Source organism: Herbaspirillum sp. WTB6, from assembly GCF_057457785.1.
On the sequence record NZ_CP176522.1, the window covers coordinates 1,587,278 to 1,611,209 of the forward strand.

Sequence of the window (23,932 nt, forward strand, 5' to 3'; positions counted from 1 at the left end):
AATTGGAATGACTCGAGAAATTGGGGTGTCAGCGTGAACGGAAAGCGGCAAGGCGCCGTCGGGTTTCGGTTTATGGTTTCCAGGCGACAAAATTCTTGTACAACTGCAGGCCGGCGGCGGCGCTCTTTTCGGGATGGAACTGGGTCGCAAAAATATTATCACGCGCCACCGCACAACTGAACCAGTCGCCGTACTCGGTGCGGCCCGCCACATGGGCCGGATTATCCGGTACCGCGTAGTAACTATGCACGAAATAAAAATAGCTGTCGTCGGCAATGCCGCTCCACAGCGGATGGGACATTGTCTGCCGCACCCGGTTCCAGCCCATCTGCGGCACCTTGTAGCGCGAGCCGTCCGGCTGCAGGCGGCCGTCGAGCCGGAAGCGCATCACTTTTCCGGGCAGCAAGCCAAGACCCGCGGTGCCGGCGCCCGGCTCGCCCTCCTCGCTCCAGTCGAACAGCATCTGCTCGCCAACGCAGACGCCGAACAGCGGCTTCTCGCGCGCCGCTTCCAGCAGCGCGTCCTGCAGCCCGGATGCGGCCAGGCTCTTCATGCAATCCGGCATCGCGCCCTGGCCCGGCAGCACGATGCGTTCGGCGGCGCGGATCTCGGCGGCATCGCTGGAAATCCGCACGTCCGCCTCCGGCGCCACGTGGCGCAAGGCTTGCGCCACCGAGCGCAGGTTGCCCATGCCGTAATCCACTATCGCGATCATCTTCATTCTGGTGTCAACCGTATTTCTAGAGGAGTATATTAAAATTTAAACCTGTTTTTATCCGACACAAGCCCGATACATCTGGAGTATCTGTATTTTTCAGGCACTTCCCGCGAGCGCCGGCAAGAGCCGGATCAAGCCGTTGGCAATGATCTCGACCGCTAGCGCCGACAGAATCAGGCCCATCAGCCGGGTGGCGACGTTGATCCCGGTCTGGCCCAGCAAGCGCGCGATGCGCCCCGCCATCGCCAAAGCCAGCACCACCAGCGCCGCCATCGCCAGCGCCGCCAGCAGCAGGCCGAGATATTGCAACCAGCCCTTCATATTGTGCGCGTAAACGATCACGGTGCTGATCGCGCCCGGCCCGGTAAGAAACGGGATCGCCAGCGGCACCACGCCGATGTTCGGCTTGGTTTCAGCTTCCGTCTCTTCTTCCGGTGTGCTGCGCGCACCGCCGCTTTTCGCGTTCAGCATGTTCAACGCGGTCAAGAGGATGATCAGGCCGCCGCCGACCTGTAGGGAGCCGATCGAGATGCCGAAGAAATCGATGATCTGTTCGCCCAGCACGCCCGACACCACGATCACCACCGCCACGCTGGTGGCGGCGGTGATGATGGTTTTCTTCCGTTCGGCGCGCGTGTATTGCTGCGTCAGCGAAATGAAGATCGGCACCGCGCCCAGTGGATTGACCAGGGCCAGGAGCGCGATGAACAGCTTGGCGCTGTCCACTATAGGCTACCCTTGGTCGAGGGAATCGTGCCGGCCATGCGCGAATCGTGCTCGAGCGCCATGCGCAGCGCGCGGCCGAAGGCCTTGAACACGGTTTCGCACTGGTGGTGCGCGTTGCTGCCGCGCAGGTTGTCGATATGCAGGGTCACCAGCGCATGGTTGACGAAGCCCTGGAAAAATTCGCGCGTCAGGTCGACGTCGAAGGCGCCGATCATCGCGCGCGTGAACGGCACGTGGAATTCGAGCCCGGGGCGGCCGGAGAAATCGACCACCACGCGCGACAACGCTTCGTCCAGCGGCACATAGGCATGGCCGTAGCGGCGGATACCCTTCTTGTCGCCGACCGCGCGAGCGAACGCCTGGCCGAGCGTGATGCCGACGTCTTCCACCGTGTGGTGGGCATCGATGTGCAAGTCGCCCTTGGCTTCGATGTCGAGATCGATCAGGCCGTGGCGTACGATCTGGTCCAGCATATGATCGAGAAACGGCACGCCGGTGTTCAGCTTTTGCTGGCCGCTGCCGTCCAGGTTGATGGCGACGCGGATCTGGGTTTCGTTGGTGTTGCGCGCGACTTCGGCGCGGCGCGGTGCGAATGGGGCGGAAGTCACGGCTGCGGGTGTGTTGGACATAGTGGACCGATACAGGGTTCAGGATGGAAGAGAAGCGGTGAGGGCATCCAGCATCAGCGCGTTTTCCTGCGCCGTGCCGACGGTCACGCGCAAGCAGTTTTCCAGCAACGGATGCATTTTACCGACATTTTTGACGAGTACCTTGTGTGCCAGCAAACGCGCGAACACGGCGTCCGCTTGCGACACGCGCAGCAGCAGGAAATTCGCCGCCGACGGGAACACTTGAACTCCCGGCAGCGCCCCCAGCGCCGCCGCCAGCCGCGCGCGTTCAGCGCGCAACATGGCCGCCTGGTCGTCCAGCACGGCGACGTGCTCCAGCACGAATTCAGCCGCGGCCTGGGTCAGCACGTTGATGTTGTAGGGCGGGCGCAGCTTTTCCAGCTCGGCCAGCAACGCGCCGCCGGCTACCAGGTAACCGAGCCGGATGCCGGCCAGGCCAAGCTTGGAGACGGTGCGCAGCACCGCCAGGTTGTCGAATTCCGGCAGGCGCGGCATGAAACTGGCCTGCGCAAATGGCTGATAAGCCTCGTCCACCACCACGATGCCACTCTCGCCCACCGCGCGCAGGATCGCCAGCACGTCGTCGGCGGCGAACAGGGTGCCGGTCGGATTGTTCGGGTAGGCCAGCCAGGTAATCGCCGGCCGGTGGGCGGCGATCGCCGCCAGCAGCGCGGCGCGGTCCAGCGTGAAATCGGCCTTGAGCGGCACGCCGACGAACTCCAGCCCGGCAAACTGCGCCGCCATCTGGTACATGACGAAGCCCGGTACCGGCGCCAGCACCTTGGGCCGCTGCGGCAGGTCGTGCCGCGCGCAGGCGAGCGACAGCAGCGTGATCAATTCGTCCGAGCCGTTGCCGAGCAGCACGTCGAAGCCGGCCGGCACGTCGAAGCCGGCCGGCACCCCGAGCCGGCTGCGGATTTTCGCCTTCAGTTCGGTGTAGGACGGCACCGGGTAGCGGTTCAGCGCGACTTCGCCCAGGCGCCGGCCGAGTTCGGCGCGCAGCGCCTCCGGCAGCGGGTAGGGGTTTTCCATCGCATCCAGCTTGACGCAGCCGGCCGCATCCGGCACGTGGTAGGCGGCCAGCGCGCGGATATCGGGACGGATGATGGTTTCAATCAGGGACATGGGTTCATTGGTTTGTATTACGCGCTGGCCACCCAACGCGCATCCGGGTATGTCGCTCAAACTGCCATTTCACGACCGGAAAAGCACGCGAAACAAGGGAGTATGTTTCCACATCCGGTGCCGGCGCGCAGTGGCCTTGCCATTGTTTCAGAATAGCGCCGGCTGTGCGTCCGGCTGCTCTTGCGCCGCCAGCCTTTGCTCGATCAGCGCGCAGTAATCCGGATTCAGCTCGAAGCCGACGAAGTCGCGCCCATTTTTCTGCGCCGCCACCGCCGTGGTGCCGCTGCCCATGAACGGATCGAGTACCGCGCCACCCGGCGGGCAGGAAGCACGGACCATGCGCTCGATGATTTCCAGCGGCTTCTGGGTCGGATGGTCGGCCCGTTCGCGGTGTTCGCGGTGCAGGCGCGAGACGCTCCACACGTCCTTCGGGTTGTAGCCCAGTTCCAGCCACTTGGCGCCGACGAAGATCGAACGCGAACGGGCCTTCTTGGTTTCGGCATCGTAGGGAATGCGGATCGCGTCGAGGTCGAAATGGTAGTCGCGCGCCTTGACGAAAAAACCGATCGTATCGTGCACCGAGGAAAAACGCCGCGTGCCGCCCCCCATCGACGGCACCCGCCGGTCCCAGATGATTTCATTCATCATCGTCAGCCGCTGCTTCAGCAATACGAACACTTCCGGCGCGTAGCGCCAGGTCAGGAAGATGTACAGGCTGCCGTTGGCCTTCAGCTTCGGCAGCGCGCAATCGATCCACTGCTCCATCCACTGCAGGTAGCGCGCGCTTTCGAGCTTGTCGGAATCGTTGCCGTAATCCTTGCCCAGGCCATACGGCGGATCGGCGATCAAGAGGTCGATCGCACCATCTGGGATGCGCGCCAGACCGTCCAGCGCATCTTCGCAAAAGACCCGGTTGCGCCACTCGCTCATGTCAGCCGTCGCCCTTCAGGCGCAGCTCGGCCGAACGCGCATGCGCTTGCAAGCCTTCACCATAAGCCAGTTCGGCCGCGACCCGGCCCAGCGTCTGGGCGCCGGCTTCGCTGACCTCGATCACGCTGCTGCGCTTCTGGAAATCATAGACGCCCAACGGCGACGAAAAGCGCGCGGTGCGCGAAGTCGGCAGCACGTGGTTCGGACCGGCGCAATAATCGCCCAGCGCTTCCGACGAATAACGGCCGAGGAACAGCGCGCCGGCGTGGCGAATCTGCTCGGCCCACTGCCGCGGCTCGCGCGCGGAAATCTCCAGGTGCTCGGGCGCGATCCGGTTGGCGATCGCGCAGGCTTGCTCCATGTCGCGCACCTGGATCAGCGCGCCGCGATTGGTCAGCGAGGTGCAGATCACGTCCTGGCGCGGCATGCCGCCGATCAGCTTGCGGATGCTGGCTTCGACCTGGGCGATATAGCCGGCATCCGGACAGAGCAGGATCGATTGCGCCAGCTGGTCATGCTCGGCTTGCGAAAACAGGTCCATCGCGATCCAGTCGGGGTCGGTCGTGCCGTCGCAGATGATCAGGATTTCCGACGGCCCGGCGATCATGTCGATGCCGACCGTGCCGAACACGCGGCGCTTGGCCGCCGCGACATACGCATTGCCGGGGCCGACGATCTTGTCGACCTGGGCGATGGTGGCGGTGCCATAGGCCAGCGCACCGACCGCCTGCGCGCCGCCGATGGTGTAGGCGCGGTCGACGCCGGCCAGCGCGGCGGCGGCTAGCACCAGCGGGTTCCTCACGCCGTCCGGGGTCGGCACCACCATGATCACTTCGGCCACGCCGGCAACCTTGGCCGGGATCGCATTCATCAGCACCGAGGATGGATAGGCGGCCTTGCCGCCCGGCACGTAAATGCCGACCCGGTCCAGCGGCGTCACCTTTTGCCCGAGCACGGTGCCATCTGCTTCGGTGTACAAAAAACCGGCCGAGCCGCACTCGGCCTTTTGCCGTTCGTGATAGGCGCGCACGCGGTCGGCCGCGGTTTGCAGCGCCGCGCGCCGCGCCGGTGCCAGGCCGTCCAGCGCCCCCTGCATCTCGGCGCGGCCGATTTCCAGCGCGCCGAGGCTGGCGGCAGTCAGGCGGTCGAAGCGCTGCGTGTATTCCAGCACGGCGGCGTCGCCGCGCGCCTTGACCTCGGCCAGGATGGTCGCGGCGGCGGCGTCGATCGCCGCATCCTCGCTCGCCTCGAAGGCCAGCAGCGCGCGCAGTTGCGCGTCGAAATCGGCGTGCGCCGCATCCAGCCGGCGCAGCGCGATCTTGGCGGTGTCGGTCATGTCCTTACTCCGTGGCGGCGCGCTGCTGCGTCGCCGCTTCAAAGGTGTCGAGGATCGGCTTCAAGCGCTCGCGCTTCATCTTCAGCGCCGCCTGATTCACGATCAGGCGCGCCGAGATGTCCATGATGTGCTCGACTTCCAGCAAATTGTTGGCGCGCAGCGTGTTGCCGGTGGAAACCATGTCGACGATAGCATCGGCCAGCCCGACCAGCGGTGCCAGCTCCATCGAGCCGTACAGCTTGATCAGGTCGACGTGCACGCCCTTGTCAGCGAAATGTTCGCGCGCGGCGCGCAGGTACTTGGTCGCCACCCGCAGGCGCGAGCCCTGTTGCACGGCGTCGGCATAGTTGAAGCCGGCCGGCACCGCGACCGACATCCGGCACTTGGCGATGCCGAGATCGACCGGCTGGTACAGGCCATCACCGCCGTGCTCGTACAGCACATCCTTGCCGGCCACGCCGAAGTCGGCGGCGCCGTACTGCACGTAGGTCGGGACGTCCGAGGCGCGCACGATGATCACGCGCAAGTACGCGTCGTCGGTGGCCAGGATCAGCTTGCGCGAGGTTTCCGGGTCTTCCAGCACGCGGATGCCGGCCGCTTCCAGCAGCGGCAGGGTTTCCTCGAAAATCCGGCCCTTGGACAGCGCCAGCGTCAGTTGCCGCTGGTCGTTTGAATCGTTTGCATTCATTTGATTCTTTCGATGTCGGCGCCGACCGCCGCCAGTTTGGCTTCCATCCGGTCGTAGCCGCGATCCAGATGATAAATCCGTTCGATCAGCGTCTCGCCCTGCGCCACCAGGCCGGCGATCACCAGCGAGGCCGAGGCGCGCAGGTCGGTCGCCATCACCGGCGCGCCGACCAATTGCGGCACGCCGCTGACGATCGCGGTGTTGCCCTCAATCGCGATGCGGGCGCCGAGCCGGTTCATTTCCTGCACATGCATGAAGCGGTTTTCGAAAATCGTTTCGGTCACATGGCTGGAGCCGTCGGCGATCGTATTCATCGCCATGAACTGCGCCTGCATGTCGGTCGGAAAGCCCGGGTATTCAGTGGTGCGAAAACTCACCGCCTTGGGCCGCGCCGCCATCTGCACCCGGATCCAGTCGGCTCCGGCGGTCAGCACCGCGCCGGCGTCGCGCAGCTTGTCGAGCGCGGCGTCCAGCGTGTCGCTGCGGGTCCGGGTCAAGGTGACATCGCCGCCGGCGGCCGCCACCGCGCACAGGAAGGTGCCGGTTTCGATGCGGTCCGGAATCACCGCGTGCGCCGCGCCGTGCAGCTTGTCGACCCCCTGGATCACCAGCACGTCGGTGTTGATGCCGTCGATTTTGGCGCCCATCGCCACCAGCAGGTTGGCCAGGTCGGTTACCTCCGGCTCGCGCGCGGCGTTCGCCAGGATGGTCTCGCCTTCGGCCAGCGTCGCCGCCATCAGCAGGTTTTCGGTGCCGGTGACGGTGATCATGTCGGTCACGATGCGCGCACCCTTCAGGCGCTTGGCCTTGGCGTGGATATAGCCGGCCTCGATCGTGATCTCGGCACCCATCGCCTGCAGGCCGCGGATGTGCTGGTCGACCGGGCGCGAGCCGATCGCGCAGCCGCCCGGCAAGGAGACCCGCGCCTCGCCGAAGCGCGCCAGAAGAGGGCCCAGCACCAGGATCGAGGCGCGCATGGTCTTCACCATTTCATACGGCGCTTCCAGCTTGTCGACCGCGCCGCCGTCCAGCGTCACGGCTTCGCCGTCCTGCTCGATCCGCATGCCCATCTGGCGCAGCAGCTTTTGCATGGTGGCGACGTCGTGCAGGCGCGGCACGTTGGTCAGCCGCAGTTGGTCGGCGCTCAACAGGCCGGCGCACAGGATCGGCAGCGCCGCGTTCTTGGCGCCGGAGATCGCGATCTCGCCGGCCAGCCGGCGGCCGCCGCGAATGAGTAGTTTGTCCATGCTTTGCTTCTAGGGTGCGAAAAGTGTCTGACCGGGCTCAGCCGGCCTGAGCGGCGGCGAATTCCTGCGGCGTCAGCGTTTTCATCGACAGCGCGTGGATTTCCTCGCGCATGCGCTCGCCCAGCGCCGCATACACCAGTTGATGGCGCTGCACCGGGCGCTTGCCGGCGAATGCCTCGGAAACGATGATGGCCTGGAAATGATGGCCGTCGCCCTCGACTTCAAGGTGGCTGCAATCCAGCCCGGCGGCGATGTAGCTGTGAATCAGCTCAGGTGTGGTGGACATGGTTTTACTCTCTCAAAAACGGGTGATGCGTTCGGGGCTGCGCCCGCTTCTAGTGGCGCAGCTTGTAGCCGCTCTTCAACAGGTACACGGCGAACCCCGCCACCAGCACGAAGAAGCCGCAGACCACCGCGAAACTGTGCAAGGGTGCGACGTCCGACTGGCCGAAAAAGCCATAACGGAAGCCATCGATCATGTAAAAGAACGGATTGAAGCGGGAAATCTCCTGCCAGAAGGCGGGCAGCGAATGGATCGAGTAGAACACGCCGGACAAAAAGGTCAGCGGCATGATCAGGAAATTCTGGAACGCCGCCAACTGGTCGAACTTGTCGGCCCAGATTCCGGCCACCAGCCCCAGCGTGCCGAGGATCGCCGCGCCCAGCAGGCCGAACAGCAAAATCCACCACGGCGCCACGAACGACAGCTTGGCAAACCAGGCGGTGATCAAAAACACGCCGCTGCCTACCATCGCGCCGCGCAGCACCGCGGCGCCGACATAGGCGCCGAACAATTCCCAGTGCGACAGCGGCGGCAGCAGCACGAACACCAGGTTGCCGGTGATCTTCGACTGGATCAGGGACGACGAGGTGTTGGCAAAGGCGTTTTGCAGCACGCTCATCATGATCAGACCGGGCACCAGGAACGCGGTGTAGCGCACGCCCGGATAGACCTGGACATGTTCTTCCAGCACGTGGCCGAAAATCAGCAGGTACAGCATCGCGGTCAGCACCGGCGCCGCCACCGTCTGCGCCGCCACTTTCCAGAAGCGCAGCACTTCCTTGTAGAACAGGGTCGAAAAGCCGGTCATCGGGTCGACCATCGGTTTGCTCATTTCTCGCGCTCCATGATCTGGATGAACACGTCTTCCAGGTCGGCCTGCTGCAACTGCATATCCTCGATCACGATCCGTGCCTCGCGCAGCCTGGCCAGGATCGGCTCGACTTCGGCGACATCGGTGATGCGCAGGATGTATTGGTCGCCGCCCAGCAGTTGATCCGGGTGCGTCACCAGCGGCTTCAGCACATCCGGCAGACGGTTGCCAGCCGACAGCCGCAGCGTCAGTTGCGAGCCGGAGATGCGGTGGATCAGGTTCGCGGTGGAATCGAGCGCCACCAGCTTGCCGGCCTTCAGCATCGCGACGCGGTTGCACAGCGCCTGCGCTTCCTCCAGGTAGTGCGTGGTCAGCACCACCGTGTGGCCTTCGCGGTTCAGGCGGGCGACGAACTTCCACAGGGTCTGACGCAGTTCGACGTCGACGCCGGCGGTCGGCTCGTCCAGCACGATCACCGGCGGCTTGTGCACCAGCGCCTGCGCCACCAGCACGCGCCGCTTCATGCCGCCCGACAGCGCGCGCATGTTGGCATTCGCCTTGTTGGTCAGGTTCAGGTGGTGCATCACCTCGTCGATCCAGTCGTCGTTGTGCTTCAGGCCGAAATAACCGGACTGCAGGCGCAGCGTCTCGCGCACGGTAAAGAACGGGTCGAACACCAGTTCCTGCGGCACCACGCCCAGCAGCCGGCGGGCGGCGCGGTAGTCGGCGACGACGTCGTGTCCATGCACCGAAACGCTGCCGGCGTCGGCCCGGTTCAGGCCGGCGACGATCGAAATCAGCGTGGTCTTGCCGGCGCCGTTCGGGCCCAGCAAGCCGAAAAACTCGCCTTCTTCGATCGCCAGCGACACCCGATCCAGCGCGCGCAGCGAGCGGTATCGTTTTTCGACATTGGTAATCTGGATGGCAGCCATCGGCCCTGATGCAAAGTGATTGGAAAACGCGCCGCGCACACGCCTGCGGCAGCGAAGGAAAGCCTTTGATTATAGGGGATTTCCGGCCCGCAAGCCGGCGCCGGGAATCAGGCTGGCGCGCCCGGAACCGGAGCCGCGGCGCTTGGCGCCTGCAGCAGCGCCGCCACGCCGTACAACTGCGCCAGGCTCTGCAAATTCGGCGGCAGCGCGCCGAAATCGAGCTGGCTGCCGCGGGCGCGGGCAGCGCGCTGCCAAGCCAGCAAGGTCGCCACCGCGACCGAATCGACCGCGACCACGTGGGTCAGGTCGATCGCGCGCTGGCCGTCGGCAATCGCACGCAAGCCGGCTTGCAGCACGGTTTTGGCGTTATGCACGGTAAGCGACGAAGGCGGCTTGAACATGACGGGCAAAATCAGAAGGCAGGGCTCAAGATCAGGATGCCTTGGCGCTCTTGGCGGCACCGGCTGCCAGCCGCTTGTTGCGCTCGGACAAGGTCTTGATCAGGCCGTCAATGCCGCCCTTGCCGATTTCGGTGGCAAAGTTACCCTTGTAGGTCTGCACCAGCCAGGCGCCGAGCACGTTGACGTCGTATATTTTCCAGCCTGACGCTTGTTTTTCCAGCCGGTAGTTGAGCTGGATCGGCTCGCCGCGCGGCTGCACCACTTGCGTCTGCACTTCCACCTCGGTGTCGGTCGGCCCGGCGCGCAAGGGCCGGAACTGCATTTGCTGATCGCGTACCTGCGCCAGCGCGCCGGAATAGGTGTACTTCAGCAGATCGCGGAATTCGGCGGTCAACTGCTTTTGCTGCTCGGGCGTCGCCTCGCGCCAGAAGCGGCCGGCGGCGAGCGCGGTCATGCGCTGGAAATCGACGTAAGGCAGCACCTTTTCTTCCACCAGTTGCAGGATGCGCTGCTGGTCGCCGCCCTGGATCTGCTTGTCGCTCTTGGCCGTATCCAGCACTTCCAGGCTGACCCGCTTGATCAGCGCATCCGGCGCTTCTTCCGCCATGGCCGGCGCACTGCCGGCAAATGCTGCCGCGCCGCCTACCAGCAAGAAGGTGACGAGTGTTCTCAATAGTTTCATGACTCTCCGTTGTGCATTATTCAGATAAAAATTACTTGCCGTCCGGTATCGGTTGGACGGCGGGCGCCGGCGTCGGTTCCGTCGCATCCGGCCTGTCGTCTTGCCACCAGGTATCGTCGGGGCTGATTTGGCCGGCGCGCCGCTGCAGGAAGGCGTCGCGCACGAACTGGTATTTATCCAGCGCCGCATCTTCGATCAGGCTGCCGGCGCCCAGCAGGGTCGCCCGCTGGTCGACCACCCGCAGCGCGGTGCCGGCATTGCGCCAGCGCACCGGGTATTTATAATTCCAGAGGTTGCCGTAGATATCCGCCGGCAGGCCGACCGTGTCGCGTACCGTCGACGGCCCAAAAAACGGCAGGACGACATACGGGCCGGATTGCACCCCCCAGCGGCCCAGCGTCTGGCCGAAATCCGCCTTGTGGCGCGTCAGGCCGGCTTCCGAGCTGATATCCAGCACGCCGCCAAAACCGAGCACGGTATTCACCGCGACCCGCATCACGCCATTCGCTGCGTTCTCGCCCTGACCCTGCAACAGGTTGTTGACGGTACTCCAGATGTCGCCGATGTTGCCGAAAAAATTATTGATGCCGGTCTGCACGAACGACGGCAGCACGTCACTATACGCAGTGGCGGCCGGCTTCAGCGCCACCCGGTCGAGCGTTTCGTTGAAGCTGAACATGCTGCGGTTGAAGCTTTCAAACGTGTCTTGCGGGTTGCCGGCGCCGCTACTGGCGCAGCCGCCCAGCGCAAGCGCGATGGCCAGCGCCCCGGCTGTCCTTGCGCGCGTCATTGCGAACCACCCTTTCCTTCGCTGGCCTTGCTGAACAGGAACTGGCCGATCAGGTTCTCCAGCACGATCGCCGATTGTGTCATGGTAATGCGATCCCCTTGCGCCAGATTGACGGTGTCGCCGCCCGCTTCCAGGCCGATATATTGCTCGCCCAGCAAACCTGAGGTCAGGATCTTGGCCGAGGTGTCTTTCGGAAATTTATAACGCTCATCCAGCTTCAGGCTGACCTGCGCGCGGTAGGTCTTGTCATCAAAATCGATCGTATCGACCCGGCCCACCACCACCCCGGCGCTCTTGATCGGTGCGCGCGGCTTCAGGCCGCCGACGTTGTCGAAGGTGGATTGCACGGTGTAGGTGCGGGCGAACGACATCGAGGCCAGATTGCCCGCCTTCAGCGCCAGGAAAACCAGCGCCAGCGCCCCCAGCAGCACGAACAGCCCGACCCATGTATCCAGCGATTTGCGTTGCATATTGTTCCTCGGAACAGAATTGTCCAATCCTTCTATCAACACCCACTTTGCAGGAGTATAGCCAAAAACGCCAATTTTCCGCAGGTACCTAGGGCGATTTAAAAAATACTCCCGACATACATCAAATCGGTCCTAGCTGAACATCAGCGCCGTCAACAGGAAATCCAGCCACAGCACCATTAGCGAGGCGATCACCACGGTGCGCGTGGTAGCGCCCGCCACGCCTTCCGGCGTCGCCTTTGCTTCATAGCCCTGCCATAACGCGATGAAGGTCACGGCCACGCCGAACACCGCGCTTTTGATGACGCCATTGCCGATATCCTGCCAGACATCGACCCCGTTCTGCATTTGCGACCAGAACGCGCCCTCGTCGACGCCGATCAGTTGCACCCCGACCAGGTAACCGCCCAGAACGCCGACCGCCGAAAAAATCGCCGCCAGCACCGGCATTGCCACCACCCCGGCCCAGAAGCGCGGCGCCAGCACCCGCTGCAGCGGATCGACCGCCATCATCTCCATTGCCGCCAATTGCTCGCCGGCCTTCATCAAGCCGATTTCGGCGGTCAGCGAAGTGCCGGCGCGGCCGGCGAACAGGAGCGCGGTCACCACCGGCCCCAGTTCGCGCGTCAATGACAATGCGACCAGCAAACCGAGCGCCTGTTCCGAACCGTAGCGGTTCAGCGTGTAATAGCCCTGCAGGCCGAGCACGAAACCCACGAACAGGCCGGATACCGCGATGATCAGCAACGAATGGTTGCCGATGAAATGGATCTGGTCGGTAATCAGGCGCGGCCGCCGCCACAGTCCGGCCGAGGCGCGCAATACCTGGAACAACAGGCGCACCGCATAGCCGAGATTGCGCAGCGTAGCGCGCACCCGGCTGCCCAGCGCCGCCAGCAGGTCGACGATCATGGCCGCGCCTCCAAGCCGAGATCGGCCGCCAGCGACTTGCCGGGGTAATGGAACGGTACCGGGCCGTCGGCGCCGCCGTGCACGAATTGGGTCACGAACGGATCGTCGGACGCCCGCATCTGCGCGGGCGTGCCATGCGCGACGATTTTGCCGTGCGACAGCAGGTAGACGTAATCAGCGATCGAAAACGTCATGTCGACGTCGTGCGAAACCAGGATCGAGGTCGAGCCCAGCGCCTGGTTCAGGGTGCGCACCAGATTGGCCGTCACACCCATCGAAATCGGGTCGAGGCCGGCGAATGGCTCGTCATACATGATCAGTTGCGGATCGAGCGCAATCGCGCGCGCCACCGCCACCCGGCGCGCCATGCCGCCCGAGACTTCGGCCGGCTTCAGGTGCGCGGCGTTACGCAGGCCGACTGCCTGCAATTTCATCAGCACCAGGTCGCGCACCAGTTCTTCCGGCAAATCGGTGTGTTCGCGCAATGGAAAGGCAACATTGTCAAATGCCGTCAGGTCGGTAAACAAGGCGCCTTGCTGGAACAAGACTCCCATCTTGCGCCGCAACAAATACAGCTCGCGCGTATTCAGCGCCGCCACTTCCTGCCCGGCCACCTTCAACGTCCCTTTTTGCGGCCGCAACTGGCCGCCGATCAGCCGCAGCACTGTGGTCTTGCCGGAGCCGGAACCGCCCATCACGGCCACCACCTGGCCGCGCGCAAAGCGCATGTTCAACCCGTTCAGGATCAGGCGTTCGCCGTATCCAAAACTGAGGTCGTCGATCTCGACGAAGAAGGCCGGGTCTGCAGTCACGGTGCTTGACGGTCAGAAAATTTGGAAAACCGCCATTATAGATGGAATGGCTACCCGCGCACGGCGCCGGCACACGGTCCGCACCGGAATGCAGCCGACCATTGACGCCGGCCAGATGCGCGGTGGATTTTTCCACCGCGACAGAAAGAAACGGCTGCATCGTGCGATGCAGCAAACGCCCTTCGGCTCACCCCGGCAGCGGCGATGGTTTGCCAGCCGTCGCCGTGCAATCCGCTCTATCTCGGCAGCAACGAACTGCCCATCAGGAATTCATCCACCGCCCGCGCGCATTGCCGGCCTTCACGGATCGCCCACACCACCAGCGACTGGCCGCGCCGCATGTCGCCGGCGGCGAACACCTTGGCCGCCGAAGTCTGGTAGCAGCCGGGGCCATCGGTCGTGGCCTTGGCATTGCCGCGCTTATCCTGCTCGACGCCGAAGGCTTGCAGCACCTGCGGCACCGGCGAAACGAAGCCCATCGCCAGCAATACCAGGTCGGCCTTCATCTCGAATTCGCTGTCCGCAATCTCGGTCAGCTTGCCATCCTGCCATTCGACGCGCACCGCGATCAGTTTTTCCACCTTGCCGTTCCTGCCTTCCAGCCGCTTGGTCATCACCGCCCAGTCGCGCTGGCAACCTTCTTCGTGCGATGACGAGGTACGCAACTTGAGCGGCCAATAAGGCCAGACCAGTTCCTTGTTTTCATGCAGCGGCGGCTGCGGCAGCAACTCGAATTGGGTGACCGACAACGCGCCGTGCCGGTTCGCGGTGCCCACGCAGTCCGATCCGGTATCGCCGCCGCCGATCACAACCACGTGCTTGCCATGGGCGCTCAGGGCATTCTTCACCTTGTCGCCGGCATTGGTTTTGTTTTGTTGCGGCAGCAAATCCATGGCGAAATGCACACCTTTCAATTCGCGCCCCGGGATCGGCAGGTCGCGCGGATTTTCGGCGCCGCCGGCGATGATCACGGCGTCGAATTCCTGCTGCAGTTGCTCCGGCGCGATGCTCTGCTTGGCGCCATTTGGCACGTGCGCCGGAAACTCCTTGCCGACCAGTATCCCGGTGCGGAACGTCACGCCTTCCGCCTGCATCTGCGCCACGCGGCGATCGATGTGCGATTTTTCCAGCTTGAAATCCGGAATCCCGTAGCGCAACAGGCCACCGACCCGATCGTTCTTCTCGAACACGGTGACCGCATGGCCGGCGCGCGCCAGTTGCTGCGCCGCCGCCAGCCCGGCCGGACCGGAGCCGACGATCGCCACCTTCTTGCCGGTCTGACGCTCGGCCGGCTGCGGCACAACCCAGCCGTTTTCCCAACCCTTGTCGATGATGTAGTGCTCGATCGACTTGATGCCGACCGGATTATTGTTGATGTTCAGCGTGCAGGCCGCTTCGCACGGAGCCGGGCAGATGCGGCCGGTGAATTCCGGAAAATTGTTGGTCGACAGCAGGGTCTCCAGCGCCTCCCGATAGTTGCCGTGATACACCAGGTCGTTCCAGTCGGGAATGATGTTATTGACCGGGCAGCCGGTGGTGCAAAACGGCGTGCCGCAATCCATGCAGCGCGCGGCCTGGATCTTGGCCTTGTCGTCGGCCAGGCGCGGCACGAATTCCTTGAAATTGGTGATCCGTTCGGCAACCGGCAAGTAAGTCTCGGCCTGCCGCTCGTATTCGAGGAATCCGGTGATTTTTCCCATGGCTTTCTTTCAATGAATTCTTGTGCAGTGAGGCTTGGTCGCAAGGCCTCAGGCGGCTTCTTCCAGTTCCTGTTCGTCGACGCCGGCATTCAGCTCAGCCAACGCGCGCTTATATTCGGTCGGGAATACCATCACGAACTTCGGCAGCGCCCGCGACCAGTCATCCAGCAGATTGCGCGCGCGAGTGCTGCCGGTGTGCTTGAAGTGGCGCTCGATCAGGTGCTTCAGGATCAGTTCATGCGTCTGCGCCTCGGCGCCGCGCTTGACCGCGTGCCAGATCGAGCGTTCGCCCGCCGCTTCCTGCTCGGTGGCGGCCGGCACCGGGTGCAGGTCGACCATCGCCTGGTTGCAGCGGCTGGCGAAATCGCCATCCGGGTCATACACGTAGGCAATCCCGCCCGACATGCCGGCGGCGAAATTGCGCCCGGTGCGGCCCAATACCACCACGGTGCCGCCGGTCATGTATTCGCAGCCATGGTCGCCGGTGCCTTCGACCACCGCAACGGCCCCCGAGTTGCGCACGGCGAAGCGCTCGCCGGCGACGCCATTGATGAATGCCTCGCCGGCGATCGCGCCATACAGCACGGTATTGCCGACGATGATGTTGTCCACCGCCCAGCCACGGAATTCGGTGTTGGGGCGCACGATGATGCGCCCGCCCGAGAGGCTCTTGCCGACATAGTCGTTGCCCTCACCCACCAGGTCGAGCGTGATGCCATGCGCCAGGAAAGCGCCGGCCGACTGCCCTGCGGTGCCGTGCAACTGGATGTGGATGGTGTCGTCCGGCAAGCCGGCATGGCCGTATTTTTGCGCCACCCGGCCGGACAGCATCGCGCCGACCGTGCGGTTGCGATTCCTGATCGGGGAAATGAACGAGACTTTTTCGCCGTGTTCCAGCGCCGGTGCGGCTTGCGCGATCAGCTTGTGATCGAGCGCGCGCTCCAGGCCATGATCCTGTTCTTCGCAATGGTAGCGCGCGGCCGGGCTGTCGACCTGGTGGAAGATCTTGCCGAAATCGAGCCCCTGCGCCTTCCAGTGCGTGATCGCTTTCGACTTGTCGAGCAGGTCGCTGCGGCCGATCAGTTCATCGAAGGTGGCGATGCCCAGTTGCGCCATGATCTGGCGCGCTTCTTCGGCGACGAAGAAGAAGTAATTGACGACATGCTCCGGCTTGCCGGAAAACTTGGCGCGCAATACCGGGTCCTGCGTGGCGACCCCGGTCGGGCAGGTGTTCAGATGGCATTTGCGCATCATGATGCAGCCCTCTACCACCAGCGGCGCGGTGGCGAAGCCGACTTCGTCGGCGCCTAAAAGCGCGGCGATGACGACATCGCGCCCGGTCTTCATCTGGCCATCGGCCTGCACCCGGATGCGGCTGCGCAAGCCGTTCAGCACCAGCGTCTGCTGGGTTTCGGCCAAGCCCAACTCCCAGGGCGAGCCGGTATGGCGGATCGACGACAGCGGCGAGGCGCCGGTGCCGCCGTCGTGGCCGGCGATCACCACGTGGTCCGACTTGGCTTTGGCGACGCCAGCGGCAATCGTGCCGACCCCGACTTCGGCCACCAGCTTGACCGAGATCGAGGCTTTCGAATTGACGTTTTTCAGATCGTGGATCAGTTGCGCCAGATCCTCGATCGAATAAATGTCGTGGTGCGGCGGCGGCGAAATCAGGCCGACGCCGGGCACCGAGAAGCGCAGCTGGGCGATGTATTCGGATACCTTGTGCCCCGGAAGTTGGCCGCCTTCGCCCGGCTTGGCGCCCTGCGCCATCTTGATCTGGATCTGGTCGGCCGACATCAGGTATTCGGCGGTGACGCCGAAGCGGCCGGACGCCACCTGCTTGATTTTCGAGCGCAGCGAATCGCCTTCCTGCAACGGCGTGTCGATCACGACCCGGCCCTCGCCCAGCACCGAGGCCAGCGTTTCGCCCTCGTGGATCGGGATGCCCTTCAGTTCCTGTTGATAGCGCTTCGGATCCTCGCCGCCCTCGCCGGTATTCGACTTGCCACCGATGCGGTTCATCGCCACCGCCAGCGTGGTATGCGCCTCGGTCGAGATCGAGCCGAGCGACATGGCGCCGGTGGCAAAGCGCTTGACGATCTCCTTGGCCGGCTCGACCTGATCCAGCCGGATCGCCTTGCTCGGGTCGAGCTTGAATTCGAACAGCCCGCGCAAGGTCATGTGGCGCTGCGACTGGTCATTGATGATCTGCGCGTATTCCTTATAAGTGCTGAAATTGTTCGAGCGCGCCGAATGCTGCAGCTTGGCGATCGCATCCGGCGTCCACATGTGCTCTTCGCCGCGCACGCGGAATGCGTATTCGCCGCCGGCGTCCAGCGCATGACGCAGCACCGGATCGTCGCTGAAGGCGGCGCCGTGCAGGCGCAGCGCCTCTTCCGCCACCTCGAACACGCCGATCCCTTCCACGTTCGACGCGGTGCCCTTGAAGTATTTGTCGACCAGCGATTTGTTCAAGCCGATCGCTTCGAAGATCTGCGCGCCGCAGTACGACATGTAGGTCGAGATGCCCATCTTCGACATCACCTTCATCAAGCCCTTGCCGATGGCTTTCTGGAAATGATGGATCGCCTCTTCCGGCGTGATGTTGCCGGGCAGTTGAGGGGCGATAGCGGTCAGCGTATCCATCGCCAGGTTCGGATGGATGGCTTCCGCGCCATAGCCGGCCAGCAGGGCGAAATGATGGGTCTCGCGCGCCGAGCCGGTTTCCACGACGAGCCCGGTCGAGGTGCGCAAGCCCTTGCTGACCAGGTGCTGGTGAATCGCCGAGGTCGCCAGCAGTGCGGGAATAGCCAGTTGCTGGGCATCCATCAGACGATCGGAAACGATCAGGATGTTGTGGCCGGACTTGACCGCATCCACCGCTTGGGCGCACAGCGAAGCCAGGCGTGCCTCGATCCCTTCCTTGCCCCAGGCGACCGGATAGCAGATGTTCAGCTCATGCGAACGGAACTTGCCGCCGGTATGCGCGGCGATATTGCGCAGCTTGGCCATGTCGGCGTAATCCAGCACTGGCTGCGAGACTTCCAGCCGCATCGGCGGGTTGATATGGTTGGTATCCAGCAGATTCGGCTTGGGGCCGACGAACGATACCAGCGACATCACCATCGCCTCCCGGATCGAATCGATCGGCGGATTGGTGACCTGGGCGAACATTTGCTTGAAGTAGTGGTACAGCGTCTTGTCCTTGCCCGACATCACCGCCAGCGGCGAATCGTTGCCCATCGAGCCGATCGCTTCCTCGCCGGCGATCGCCATCGGGATCAGGATGTGCTTCAGCGCTTCCTGGGTGTAGCCGAAAGCCTGTTGCCGATCCAGCAGCGCGGTGGCCGGCTTGGCCTCTTCCGCCTCCTGCGGCAAGGCCGACAGCTTGATCCGCACCGAATCGATCCATTGCTTGTACGGCTTGGCGTTGGCGTAGGTGTCCTTCAATTCCTTGTCGCCGATGATGCGGCCGGCATCCAGATCGATCAGGAACATCTTGCCCGGCTGCAGCCGCCACTTCTGCACGATCTTCGATTCCGGGATCGGCAACACGCCCGATTCGGAGGCCATCACCACCAGGTCGTCGTCGGTGACGATGTAGCGCGCCGGGCGCAGGCCGTTACGGTCGAGCGTGCCGCCGATGTGGCGGCCGTCGGTGAAGGCCATCGCCGCCGGGCCGTCCCACGGCTCCATCATCGCCGCGTGGTATTCGTAGAAGGCCTTGCGGTTCGGATCCATGGTCGCGTGGTTTTCCCAGGCTTCCGGGATCATCATCATCATCGCCTGCGCCAGCGGGTAATCCGCCATCACCAGCAGTTCCAGCACGTTGTCAAAGCAGGCGGTATCGGACTGCCCTTCGTAGATCAGCGGGAACAGTTTTTTCAGATCGTCGCCCAGCACCGGCGACTTCATCACGCCTTCGCGCGCGCGCATCCAGTTGAAGTTGCCCTTGACGGTATTGATCTCGCCGTTATGCGCAATCATCCGGTACGGGTGCGCCAACGGCCATTCGGGGAATGTGTTGGTGGAAAAGCGCTGATGCACCAGCGCCAGCGCCGAAATGCAACGCGGGTCCTGCAGGTCCTTGTAGTACTGGCCTACCTGGTCGGCCAGCAGCAAGCCTTTGTAGACGATGGTGCGGGCCGACATCGACGGCACGAAATATTCCTTGCCGTGCAGCAGATTCAGCGCCTGGATCGCGTGGCTGCAGGATTTGCGGATCACGTACAGCTTGCGCTCCAGCGCGTCGGTGACCATGATGTCCGGGCCGCGGCCGATGAACAGTTGGCGGATCACCGGCTCCTTCTCGCGCACCGTGGGCGACATCGGCATCTCGGCATCGACCGGCACGTCGCGCCAGCCCAGCACCACTTGGCCCTCGGCCAGCGTGGCCCGCTCCAGCTCCTGCTCGCAGGCGATGCGCGACGCCTGCTCCTTCGGCAGGAATACCATGCCGACCCCATACTCGCCCGGCGGCGGCAGCTCGACGCCCTGCTTCGCCATTTCCTCGCGATAGTACTGGTCCGGAATCTGGATCAGGATCCCGGCACCGTCACCCATCAGCTTGTCGGCGCCGACCGCACCGCGATGATCGAGATTCTTCAGGATCAGCAGACCCTGCTCGATGATCGAATGGCTCTTTTGCCCCTTGATGTGCGCAATAAAACCGATGCCGCAGGCATCGTGTTCATTGGACGGATCATACAAACCCTGGGTATGCATGGCACTGCTCCCTGCTGATAGGACGGACAGAAAGAATAGTGCAGCGCAACAGATATTTCAACCAAATAAAATGGGGTCAGAGTCGAATTAGAAGCATTAAATTTTCTTGCTATTTTAATTGGGGACAGAGTGAAACGCGAGAAATTTTTGATTCGCGGTCGTTCACTCCGCCCGCTCACCAACTGCCGGCAACTTGGGCGGCCGCCCTCTTTTAGCCGGCCGCACTCGCCGCTCGGTCTGCCGCTCAAGATGTGCCCGGAACTGCTCGGACCCCAGCGCCCAGCCTTTCAAGGTTGCCTCGCCCAATGCCGCGATCTGCTCGGAAGTCAGCGCCTGCTGCGCCAAATCCCGATACGCTGCCTCGCGCGCGAACGGAGTATTGCCCAGCGCCCAATAAAGCGCATGATCGGTAATCAACGGATCGGAACGTGCACCCACGTGATGCGCATAGCTCGACCAGCGATATTGTTGCGGATCGCTCAACATGCCGGCACGCACTGGATTGAGCTCGATATAACGGCTGCAGATCAGGAAATACTGCTCCGAGTCGATCACCGTGGTCTTGTACCTGCCTTGCCACAAGGTGCCGACCCGCTCGTTCTTATGATTGAAGTAGGGGACGTAATGCCGCCCCACCCATTGCATCATGCGGCCCAGCCCCAGATCATCGACCGGCGTCGCCAGCAAATGAAAATGATTCGGCATCAGGACATAGGCGTGGATCGCGACGTGGAACCGCTTCGCGGCCTCGCGCAACCAGTCTAAAAAAGCTTGATAGTCGCTATCGTCGCGAAACACGACCCGGCGGTCGTTACCGCGCTGAATGATGTGATGCGGTTGACCGGGAACGACGAGACGGGGAAGACGCGCCATAACAAAGATTGAAAGTCGAGGAGTGGGGAAATTTTACTCTGACCCCAATTGTGCACCAAGACAAAGCGACTCCGACCCTTTTTATTCTTTTACTGGCTGGCAGCCGGCTCGACCGGGTCGACATGCGTCATCACATTCAGCACATGGTGCGCATCCAGCACCCGGCGCCGAGCCAGGACCGCGATGTCATGCCCTTCGGCCACGCTTTGATGGGCGTTGATTTCCAGGTGCACATCGACGATTGCCAGATCTCCCATCTTGCGCGTGCGCAGGTCGTGGATGCCGAGCACGCCAGGGGTGGCGCGCAGCGTTGCCGCAATTGCCGCCGATTCCTCTTCTGAAACGGCGCGATCCATTAGATCGTGCAGTGCCGACCAGAAAAAGCCCCAGCCCATCTTGCCCACCATCAGGCCGACGATCAACGCCGCGATCGGATCGAGCAGCGGAAATCCGAGCAGATTGCCGCCGATCCCGAGCGCCACCACCAGCGATGAGGCGGCGTCCGAGCGCGCATGCCAGGCGTTGGCCACCAGCAGGCTGGAACGCAATTTGGTGGCCACCGCCAGCATGTAGCGAAACAGCAACTCCTTGGCGGCCAGCGCCGCCAGCGCCACCCATAGCGCGATCATGTGTACCGATGGCACATTGTGCGGCGCCTGGATTTTCTGGAAAGCGGCCCACAGCATGCCCAGGCCAACCGCCAGCAGCAGCCCGCCCAGCGCCAGCGAAGCCGCATTTTCATAGCGCTGGTGGCCGTAGGTGTGGTCGGCGTCGACCTCCTTGTGGCTGTAGTGGCCGGCCACCAGCACGACAAAATCCGACACCAGGTCCGACAATGAATGAATCGCGTCGGCAATCAGCGCCTGCGAGCCGGCGAACACGCCGGCAGTGGCCTGGCAGGCGGTCAGCAGGATATTGACCACGACGCTGACCCATGTGCTGCGGCGGCCGGCGGCAACGCGATTCGACCCGTCCTGCGGGTCGTGCTCATCGACATCCGTGGCAAAAATGCTCATTGATTTCCTGTATTCAACCCTGATTTCCGCAACGCCCATCGCCGCCCGGTGATCGACCGACCGATTGCCCGCGCAGCGCGACCTCGCAGTTCAGGCGACGGCAGCCCACAACGCATGGGAAACGTGAGGAGTATATCCATTTCCTCTTTTATATATCAGTGACAATAATCATTGCCTACCGGAGTATATTGAATTGCAGGCGCTCGGGAAGCCGTGAGATTCTTGGTCACCGCACAAAAACAAACCCGGGCAGATCGACGATCGGCCCGGGTCGGATCCAGCGCACACACCGATTTGCTAGAACGGAATGTCGTCGTCCATATCGGAAAAATTCGGCGCCGGCTTGGGTGCCTGGCGCGGCGCGGCGGCGGGAGCCGCGCTCTGGCGCGCCGGCGGAGCACTATAACCATCGTCGGCCGGAGCACCCATGCCCTGGCGGCTGCCCAGCATCTGCATGGTGTCGGCGCGGATTTCAGTGGCGTAGCGTTCGATGCCATCCTTGTCGGTGTATTTGCGCGTGCGCAGGCTGCCCTCGATGTAGACCTGCGAACCTTTTTTCAGGTATTGCGCCATGATTTCAGCCAGCTTGCCGAAGGCGGAAATCCGGTGCCACTCGGTCTGCTCTTTCTTTTCGCCGGTGGCCTTGTCTTTCCAGCTGTCGGTGGTGGCCACCGCGATGTTGGTAATGGCGTCGCCGCTGGGCATGTAGCGGGTTTCCGGGTCGCGCCCGAGGTTGCCGACGATGATGACTTTGTTGACCGAGGCCATGTGTTTCTCCAGTTAAATTACTGCGGCAGGCTGGCTGCGGCGCGGCAGGTTTCTCATGTTAGCGGCGATTATAAGCCACAGCAAACTGGCGACGATGCCCAACGTAAAGACCGATGACGCGCCCACATGCTGACGTAGCCAGCCGCCCAGCGCGCCACCGGCAAACAGGCCGAGCGACTGCAAGGTGTTGTAGACGCCGAGCGCCGCACCCTTGGCTGCAGGCGGCGCGAGGCGCGACACCAGGGATGGCTGGCTGGCTTCAAGGATGTTGAACGCGAGGAAGAACGCCAGCAGCAGCAGCACCAGCCACCACCAGTGGCCGGGTTGTGCCAGGAACAGGCTGAATCCGATCTGCGCCAGCAGCAGCAAGGCGATCGCGCCGATGAAGACTTGCTTCATGTAGCCGCGCCGTTCGCTGGCGAACAGCGGCGGCAGCATCAGCAGGAACGAGCCCACCATCACCGGCAGATAGACTTTCCAGTGTTCGGCCAGCGGCAAACCGAGCGCCTGTACCAGCGCCGCCGGCACCACCACGAACATCGACATCTGGATCATGTGCAGCGCGAACACGCCGAAATCCAGGCGCAGCAAATCGCGATCGCGCAGCACGCTGCCGAATGGCACCGCGGGTGCGGCTGCCGGTCGCGTCGGCGCCGGCGGCACCACATACAACACCACCAGGATCGCCAGCAGCGACAAGATGCCGGTGAGCGCGAAAATGCCGCCCATGCCGATCACCTGATACAAGAGCGGCGCCCCCACCAACGATAGCGCGAAGGTGATGCCGATCGAGCCGCCGACCATCGCCATCGCCTTGGTGCGATGCTGTTCGCGCGTCGAGTCGGCGATCATCGCCGTCACCGCCGCAGAAATCGCGCCGGCGCCCTGCACCGCGCGGCCGACTATGACCCACAGCAGGCTATCCGCGGCGGCAGCAATGAACGAGCCTAGCGCAAACAGGATCAGGCCGATGACGATAACCCGCTTGCGCCCGTATTTATCGGAGGCAATGCCGAACGGAAGCTGGCCGAACGCCTGCGTCAAGCCGTAAATCCCCATCGCTAGTCCGATCAGGGTGGCGTTGTCGCCGCCCGCCATGCCTTTCGCATGCACCGCAAAAACCGGCAGGATCAAAAACAGGCCCAGCATGCGCAAGGCGAAGATCGACGCCAATGAAGCGCTGGCGCGAATTTCGGTGCGCGTCATCGCCTCACCTGGGGAAGCGGGGAGTTCGGCGGAGAGAGTGGTCATGGGGGTGAAACGCTGGCTACGGCAGGTTCTGAAAATCGCTATAGTAGCAGGTTGGTCCGATTTTCCAGGCTTGCCAAATGGCAAGGTTACGGTATTTTCGGACCGTA

The 23,932-nt window shown here is 63.3% G+C and carries 23 protein-coding genes; all 23 read right to left on the bottom strand.

The genetic code is table 11. The features are described 5' to 3' along the window. Positions 1-70: 70 nt before the first annotated feature. The 23 genes from hisH to ACK2VC_RS07450 all read right to left on the bottom strand — a co-directional run bounded on the left by hisH (position 71) and on the right by ACK2VC_RS07450 (position 23,780). Positions 71-721, bottom strand: coding sequence for an imidazole glycerol phosphate synthase subunit HisH (hisH, locus tag ACK2VC_RS07340; RefSeq protein WP_486732946.1), 651 nt, complete (start codon positions 719-721; stop codon positions 71-73). Positions 722-814: 93 nt separating this feature from the next. Further along, positions 815-1,444, bottom strand: a complete 630-nt coding sequence (locus tag ACK2VC_RS07345) for a MarC family protein (RefSeq protein WP_486732947.1) — start codon at positions 1,442-1,444, stop codon at positions 815-817. Continuing rightward, positions 1,444-2,073 (bottom strand): imidazoleglycerol-phosphate dehydratase HisB, encoded by a 630-nt coding sequence (hisB, locus tag ACK2VC_RS07350; RefSeq protein WP_486732948.1) that lies wholly within the window; start codon positions 2,071-2,073, stop codon positions 1,444-1,446. Before hisB ends, ACK2VC_RS07345 begins: the two co-directional genes overlap by 1 nt. 18 nt (positions 2,074-2,091) lie before the next feature. Continuing rightward, positions 2,092-3,198 carry a histidinol-phosphate transaminase gene (gene hisC / locus ACK2VC_RS07355; protein WP_486732949.1) on the bottom strand — a complete coding sequence of 369 codons (1,107 nt, stop codon included), beginning with the start codon at positions 3,196-3,198 and terminating at the stop codon, positions 2,092-2,094. A 147-nt stretch (positions 3,199-3,345) separates the two neighbouring features. Further along, positions 3,346-4,128, bottom strand: coding sequence for a DNA-methyltransferase (locus ACK2VC_RS07360; protein WP_486732950.1), 783 nt, complete (start codon positions 4,126-4,128; stop codon positions 3,346-3,348). A gap of 1 nt (position 4,129) precedes the next feature. Continuing rightward, positions 4,130-5,464 carry a histidinol dehydrogenase gene (hisD, locus tag ACK2VC_RS07365; protein ID WP_486732951.1) on the bottom strand — a complete coding sequence of 445 codons (1,335 nt, stop codon included), beginning with the start codon at positions 5,462-5,464 and terminating at the stop codon, positions 4,130-4,132. 4 nt (positions 5,465-5,468) lie between these two features. Beyond that, positions 5,469-6,152 carry an ATP phosphoribosyltransferase gene (gene hisG, locus ACK2VC_RS07370; RefSeq protein ID WP_486732953.1) on the bottom strand — a complete coding sequence of 228 codons (684 nt, stop codon included), beginning with the start codon at positions 6,150-6,152 and terminating at the stop codon, positions 5,469-5,471. After that, on the bottom strand, positions 6,149-7,399 hold the full coding sequence (murA, locus tag ACK2VC_RS07375) for a UDP-N-acetylglucosamine 1-carboxyvinyltransferase (protein ID WP_486732954.1): 1,251 nt from the start codon (positions 7,397-7,399) through the stop codon (positions 6,149-6,151). Before murA ends, hisG begins: the two co-directional genes overlap by 4 nt. A 37-nt stretch (positions 7,400-7,436) precedes the next feature. Further along, a complete protein-coding gene (locus tag ACK2VC_RS07380) occupies positions 7,437-7,685 on the bottom strand; it encodes a BolA family protein (RefSeq protein ID WP_486732955.1) in 249 nt (82 codons plus the stop codon). A gap of 49 nt (positions 7,686-7,734) precedes the next feature. Further along, positions 7,735-8,490, bottom strand: a complete 756-nt coding sequence (locus ACK2VC_RS07385) for an ABC transporter permease (RefSeq protein ID WP_486733191.1) — start codon at positions 8,488-8,490, stop codon at positions 7,735-7,737. 20 nt (positions 8,491-8,510) lie between these two features. Continuing rightward, on the bottom strand, positions 8,511-9,425 hold the full coding sequence (locus ACK2VC_RS07390; protein WP_486732956.1) for an ABC transporter ATP-binding protein: 915 nt from the start codon (positions 9,423-9,425) through the stop codon (positions 8,511-8,513). Between the two features lie 107 nt (positions 9,426-9,532). Further along, positions 9,533-9,826, bottom strand: a complete 294-nt coding sequence (locus tag ACK2VC_RS07395; RefSeq protein ID WP_486732957.1) for an STAS domain-containing protein — start codon at positions 9,824-9,826, stop codon at positions 9,533-9,535. 31 nt (positions 9,827-9,857) lie between these two features. Beyond that, positions 9,858-10,508, bottom strand: coding sequence for an MlaC/ttg2D family ABC transporter substrate-binding protein (locus ACK2VC_RS07400; RefSeq protein WP_486732958.1), 651 nt, complete (start codon positions 10,506-10,508; stop codon positions 9,858-9,860). 31 nt (positions 10,509-10,539) lie between these two features. Beyond that, positions 10,540-11,298 carry an MlaA family lipoprotein gene (locus ACK2VC_RS07405; RefSeq protein ID WP_486732959.1) on the bottom strand — a complete coding sequence of 253 codons (759 nt, stop codon included), beginning with the start codon at positions 11,296-11,298 and terminating at the stop codon, positions 10,540-10,542. Beyond that, a complete protein-coding gene (mlaD, locus tag ACK2VC_RS07410) occupies positions 11,295-11,768 on the bottom strand; it encodes an outer membrane lipid asymmetry maintenance protein MlaD (protein WP_486732960.1) in 474 nt (157 codons plus the stop codon). Before mlaD ends, ACK2VC_RS07405 begins: the two co-directional genes overlap by 4 nt. Positions 11,769-11,900: 132 nt before the next feature. Further along, positions 11,901-12,680, bottom strand: coding sequence for a lipid asymmetry maintenance ABC transporter permease subunit MlaE (gene mlaE, locus ACK2VC_RS07415; protein WP_486732961.1), 780 nt, complete (start codon positions 12,678-12,680; stop codon positions 11,901-11,903). After that, a complete protein-coding gene (locus ACK2VC_RS07420; protein WP_486732962.1) occupies positions 12,677-13,492 on the bottom strand; it encodes an ABC transporter ATP-binding protein in 816 nt (271 codons plus the stop codon). The genes mlaE and ACK2VC_RS07420 overlap by 4 nt, the downstream gene beginning before the upstream one ends. Positions 13,493-13,728: 236 nt before the next feature. Continuing rightward, positions 13,729-15,192 (bottom strand): glutamate synthase subunit beta, encoded by a 1,464-nt coding sequence (locus ACK2VC_RS07425; RefSeq protein ID WP_486732963.1) that lies wholly within the window; start codon positions 15,190-15,192, stop codon positions 13,729-13,731. A gap of 48 nt (positions 15,193-15,240) precedes the next feature. After that, positions 15,241-19,917: a glutamate synthase-related protein gene (locus ACK2VC_RS07430; protein ID WP_486732964.1), complete on the bottom strand. Its 4,677-nt coding sequence runs from the start codon at positions 19,915-19,917 to the stop codon at positions 15,241-15,243. 162 nt (positions 19,918-20,079) lie between these two features. Then, entirely contained in the window at positions 20,080-20,790 is a 711-nt protein-coding gene (locus tag ACK2VC_RS07435) for a transposase (protein WP_486732965.1), read from the bottom strand. An 89-nt stretch (positions 20,791-20,879) separates the two neighbouring features. Then, positions 20,880-21,806 carry a cation diffusion facilitator family transporter gene (locus ACK2VC_RS07440; protein ID WP_486732966.1) on the bottom strand — a complete coding sequence of 309 codons (927 nt, stop codon included), beginning with the start codon at positions 21,804-21,806 and terminating at the stop codon, positions 20,880-20,882. A gap of 297 nt (positions 21,807-22,103) precedes the next feature. Beyond that, complete coding sequence (gene ssb, locus ACK2VC_RS07445; RefSeq protein WP_486732967.1) at positions 22,104-22,574, bottom strand: single-stranded DNA-binding protein; 471 nt, start codon at positions 22,572-22,574, stop codon at positions 22,104-22,106. A 12-nt stretch (positions 22,575-22,586) separates the two neighbouring features. Then, complete coding sequence (locus ACK2VC_RS07450; RefSeq protein ID WP_486733192.1) at positions 22,587-23,780, bottom strand: MFS transporter; 1,194 nt, start codon at positions 23,778-23,780, stop codon at positions 22,587-22,589. Positions 23,781-23,932 lie beyond the last annotated feature (152 nt).

Bases quoted from the DNA above. Each gene is read 5' to 3' on its own strand.
- hisH (WP_486732946.1), bottom strand. From the start codon at position 721: ATGAAGATGATCGCGATAGTGGATTACGGCATGGGCAACCTGCGCTCG.
- hisB (WP_486732948.1), bottom strand. From the start codon at position 2,073: ATGTCCAACACACCCGCAGCCGTGACTTCCGCCCCATTCGCACCGCGC.
- hisC (WP_486732949.1), bottom strand. From the start codon at position 3,198: ATGTCCCTGATTGAAACCATCATCCGTCCCGATATCCGCGCGCTGGCC.
- ACK2VC_RS07360 (WP_486732950.1), bottom strand. From the start codon at position 4,128: ATGAGCGAGTGGCGCAACCGGGTCTTTTGCGAAGATGCGCTGGACGGT.
- hisD (WP_486732951.1), bottom strand. From the start codon at position 5,464: ATGACCGACACCGCCAAGATCGCGCTGCGCCGGCTGGATGCGGCGCAC.
- hisG (WP_486732953.1), bottom strand. From the start codon at position 6,152: ATGAATGCAAACGATTCAAACGACCAGCGGCAACTGACGCTGGCGCTG.
- murA (WP_486732954.1), bottom strand. From the start codon at position 7,399: ATGGACAAACTACTCATTCGCGGCGGCCGCCGGCTGGCCGGCGAGATC.
- ACK2VC_RS07380 (WP_486732955.1), bottom strand. From the start codon at position 7,685: ATGTCCACCACACCTGAGCTGATTCACAGCTACATCGCCGCCGGGCTG.
- ACK2VC_RS07385 (WP_486733191.1), bottom strand. From the start codon at position 8,490: ATGACCGGCTTTTCGACCCTGTTCTACAAGGAAGTGCTGCGCTTCTGG.
- ACK2VC_RS07390 (WP_486732956.1), bottom strand. From the start codon at position 9,425: ATGGCTGCCATCCAGATTACCAATGTCGAAAAACGATACCGCTCGCTG.
- ACK2VC_RS07395 (WP_486732957.1), bottom strand. From the start codon at position 9,826: ATGTTCAAGCCGCCTTCGTCGCTTACCGTGCATAACGCCAAAACCGTG.
- ACK2VC_RS07400 (WP_486732958.1), bottom strand. From the start codon at position 10,508: ATGAAACTATTGAGAACACTCGTCACCTTCTTGCTGGTAGGCGGCGCG.
- ACK2VC_RS07405 (WP_486732959.1), bottom strand. From the start codon at position 11,298: ATGACGCGCGCAAGGACAGCCGGGGCGCTGGCCATCGCGCTTGCGCTG.
- mlaD (WP_486732960.1), bottom strand. From the start codon at position 11,768: ATGCAACGCAAATCGCTGGATACATGGGTCGGGCTGTTCGTGCTGCTG.
- mlaE (WP_486732961.1), bottom strand. From the start codon at position 12,680: ATGATCGTCGACCTGCTGGCGGCGCTGGGCAGCCGGGTGCGCGCTACG.
- ACK2VC_RS07425 (WP_486732963.1), bottom strand. From the start codon at position 15,192: ATGGGAAAAATCACCGGATTCCTCGAATACGAGCGGCAGGCCGAGACT.
- ACK2VC_RS07430 (WP_486732964.1), bottom strand. From the start codon at position 19,917: ATGCATACCCAGGGTTTGTATGATCCGTCCAATGAACACGATGCCTGC.
- ACK2VC_RS07435 (WP_486732965.1), bottom strand. From the start codon at position 20,790: ATGGCGCGTCTTCCCCGTCTCGTCGTTCCCGGTCAACCGCATCACATC.
- ACK2VC_RS07440 (WP_486732966.1), bottom strand. From the start codon at position 21,806: ATGAGCATTTTTGCCACGGATGTCGATGAGCACGACCCGCAGGACGGG.
- ssb (WP_486732967.1), bottom strand. From the start codon at position 22,574: ATGGCCTCGGTCAACAAAGTCATCATCGTCGGCAACCTCGGGCGCGAC.
- ACK2VC_RS07450 (WP_486733192.1), bottom strand. From the start codon at position 23,780: ATGACGCGCACCGAAATTCGCGCCAGCGCTTCATTGGCGTCGATCTTC.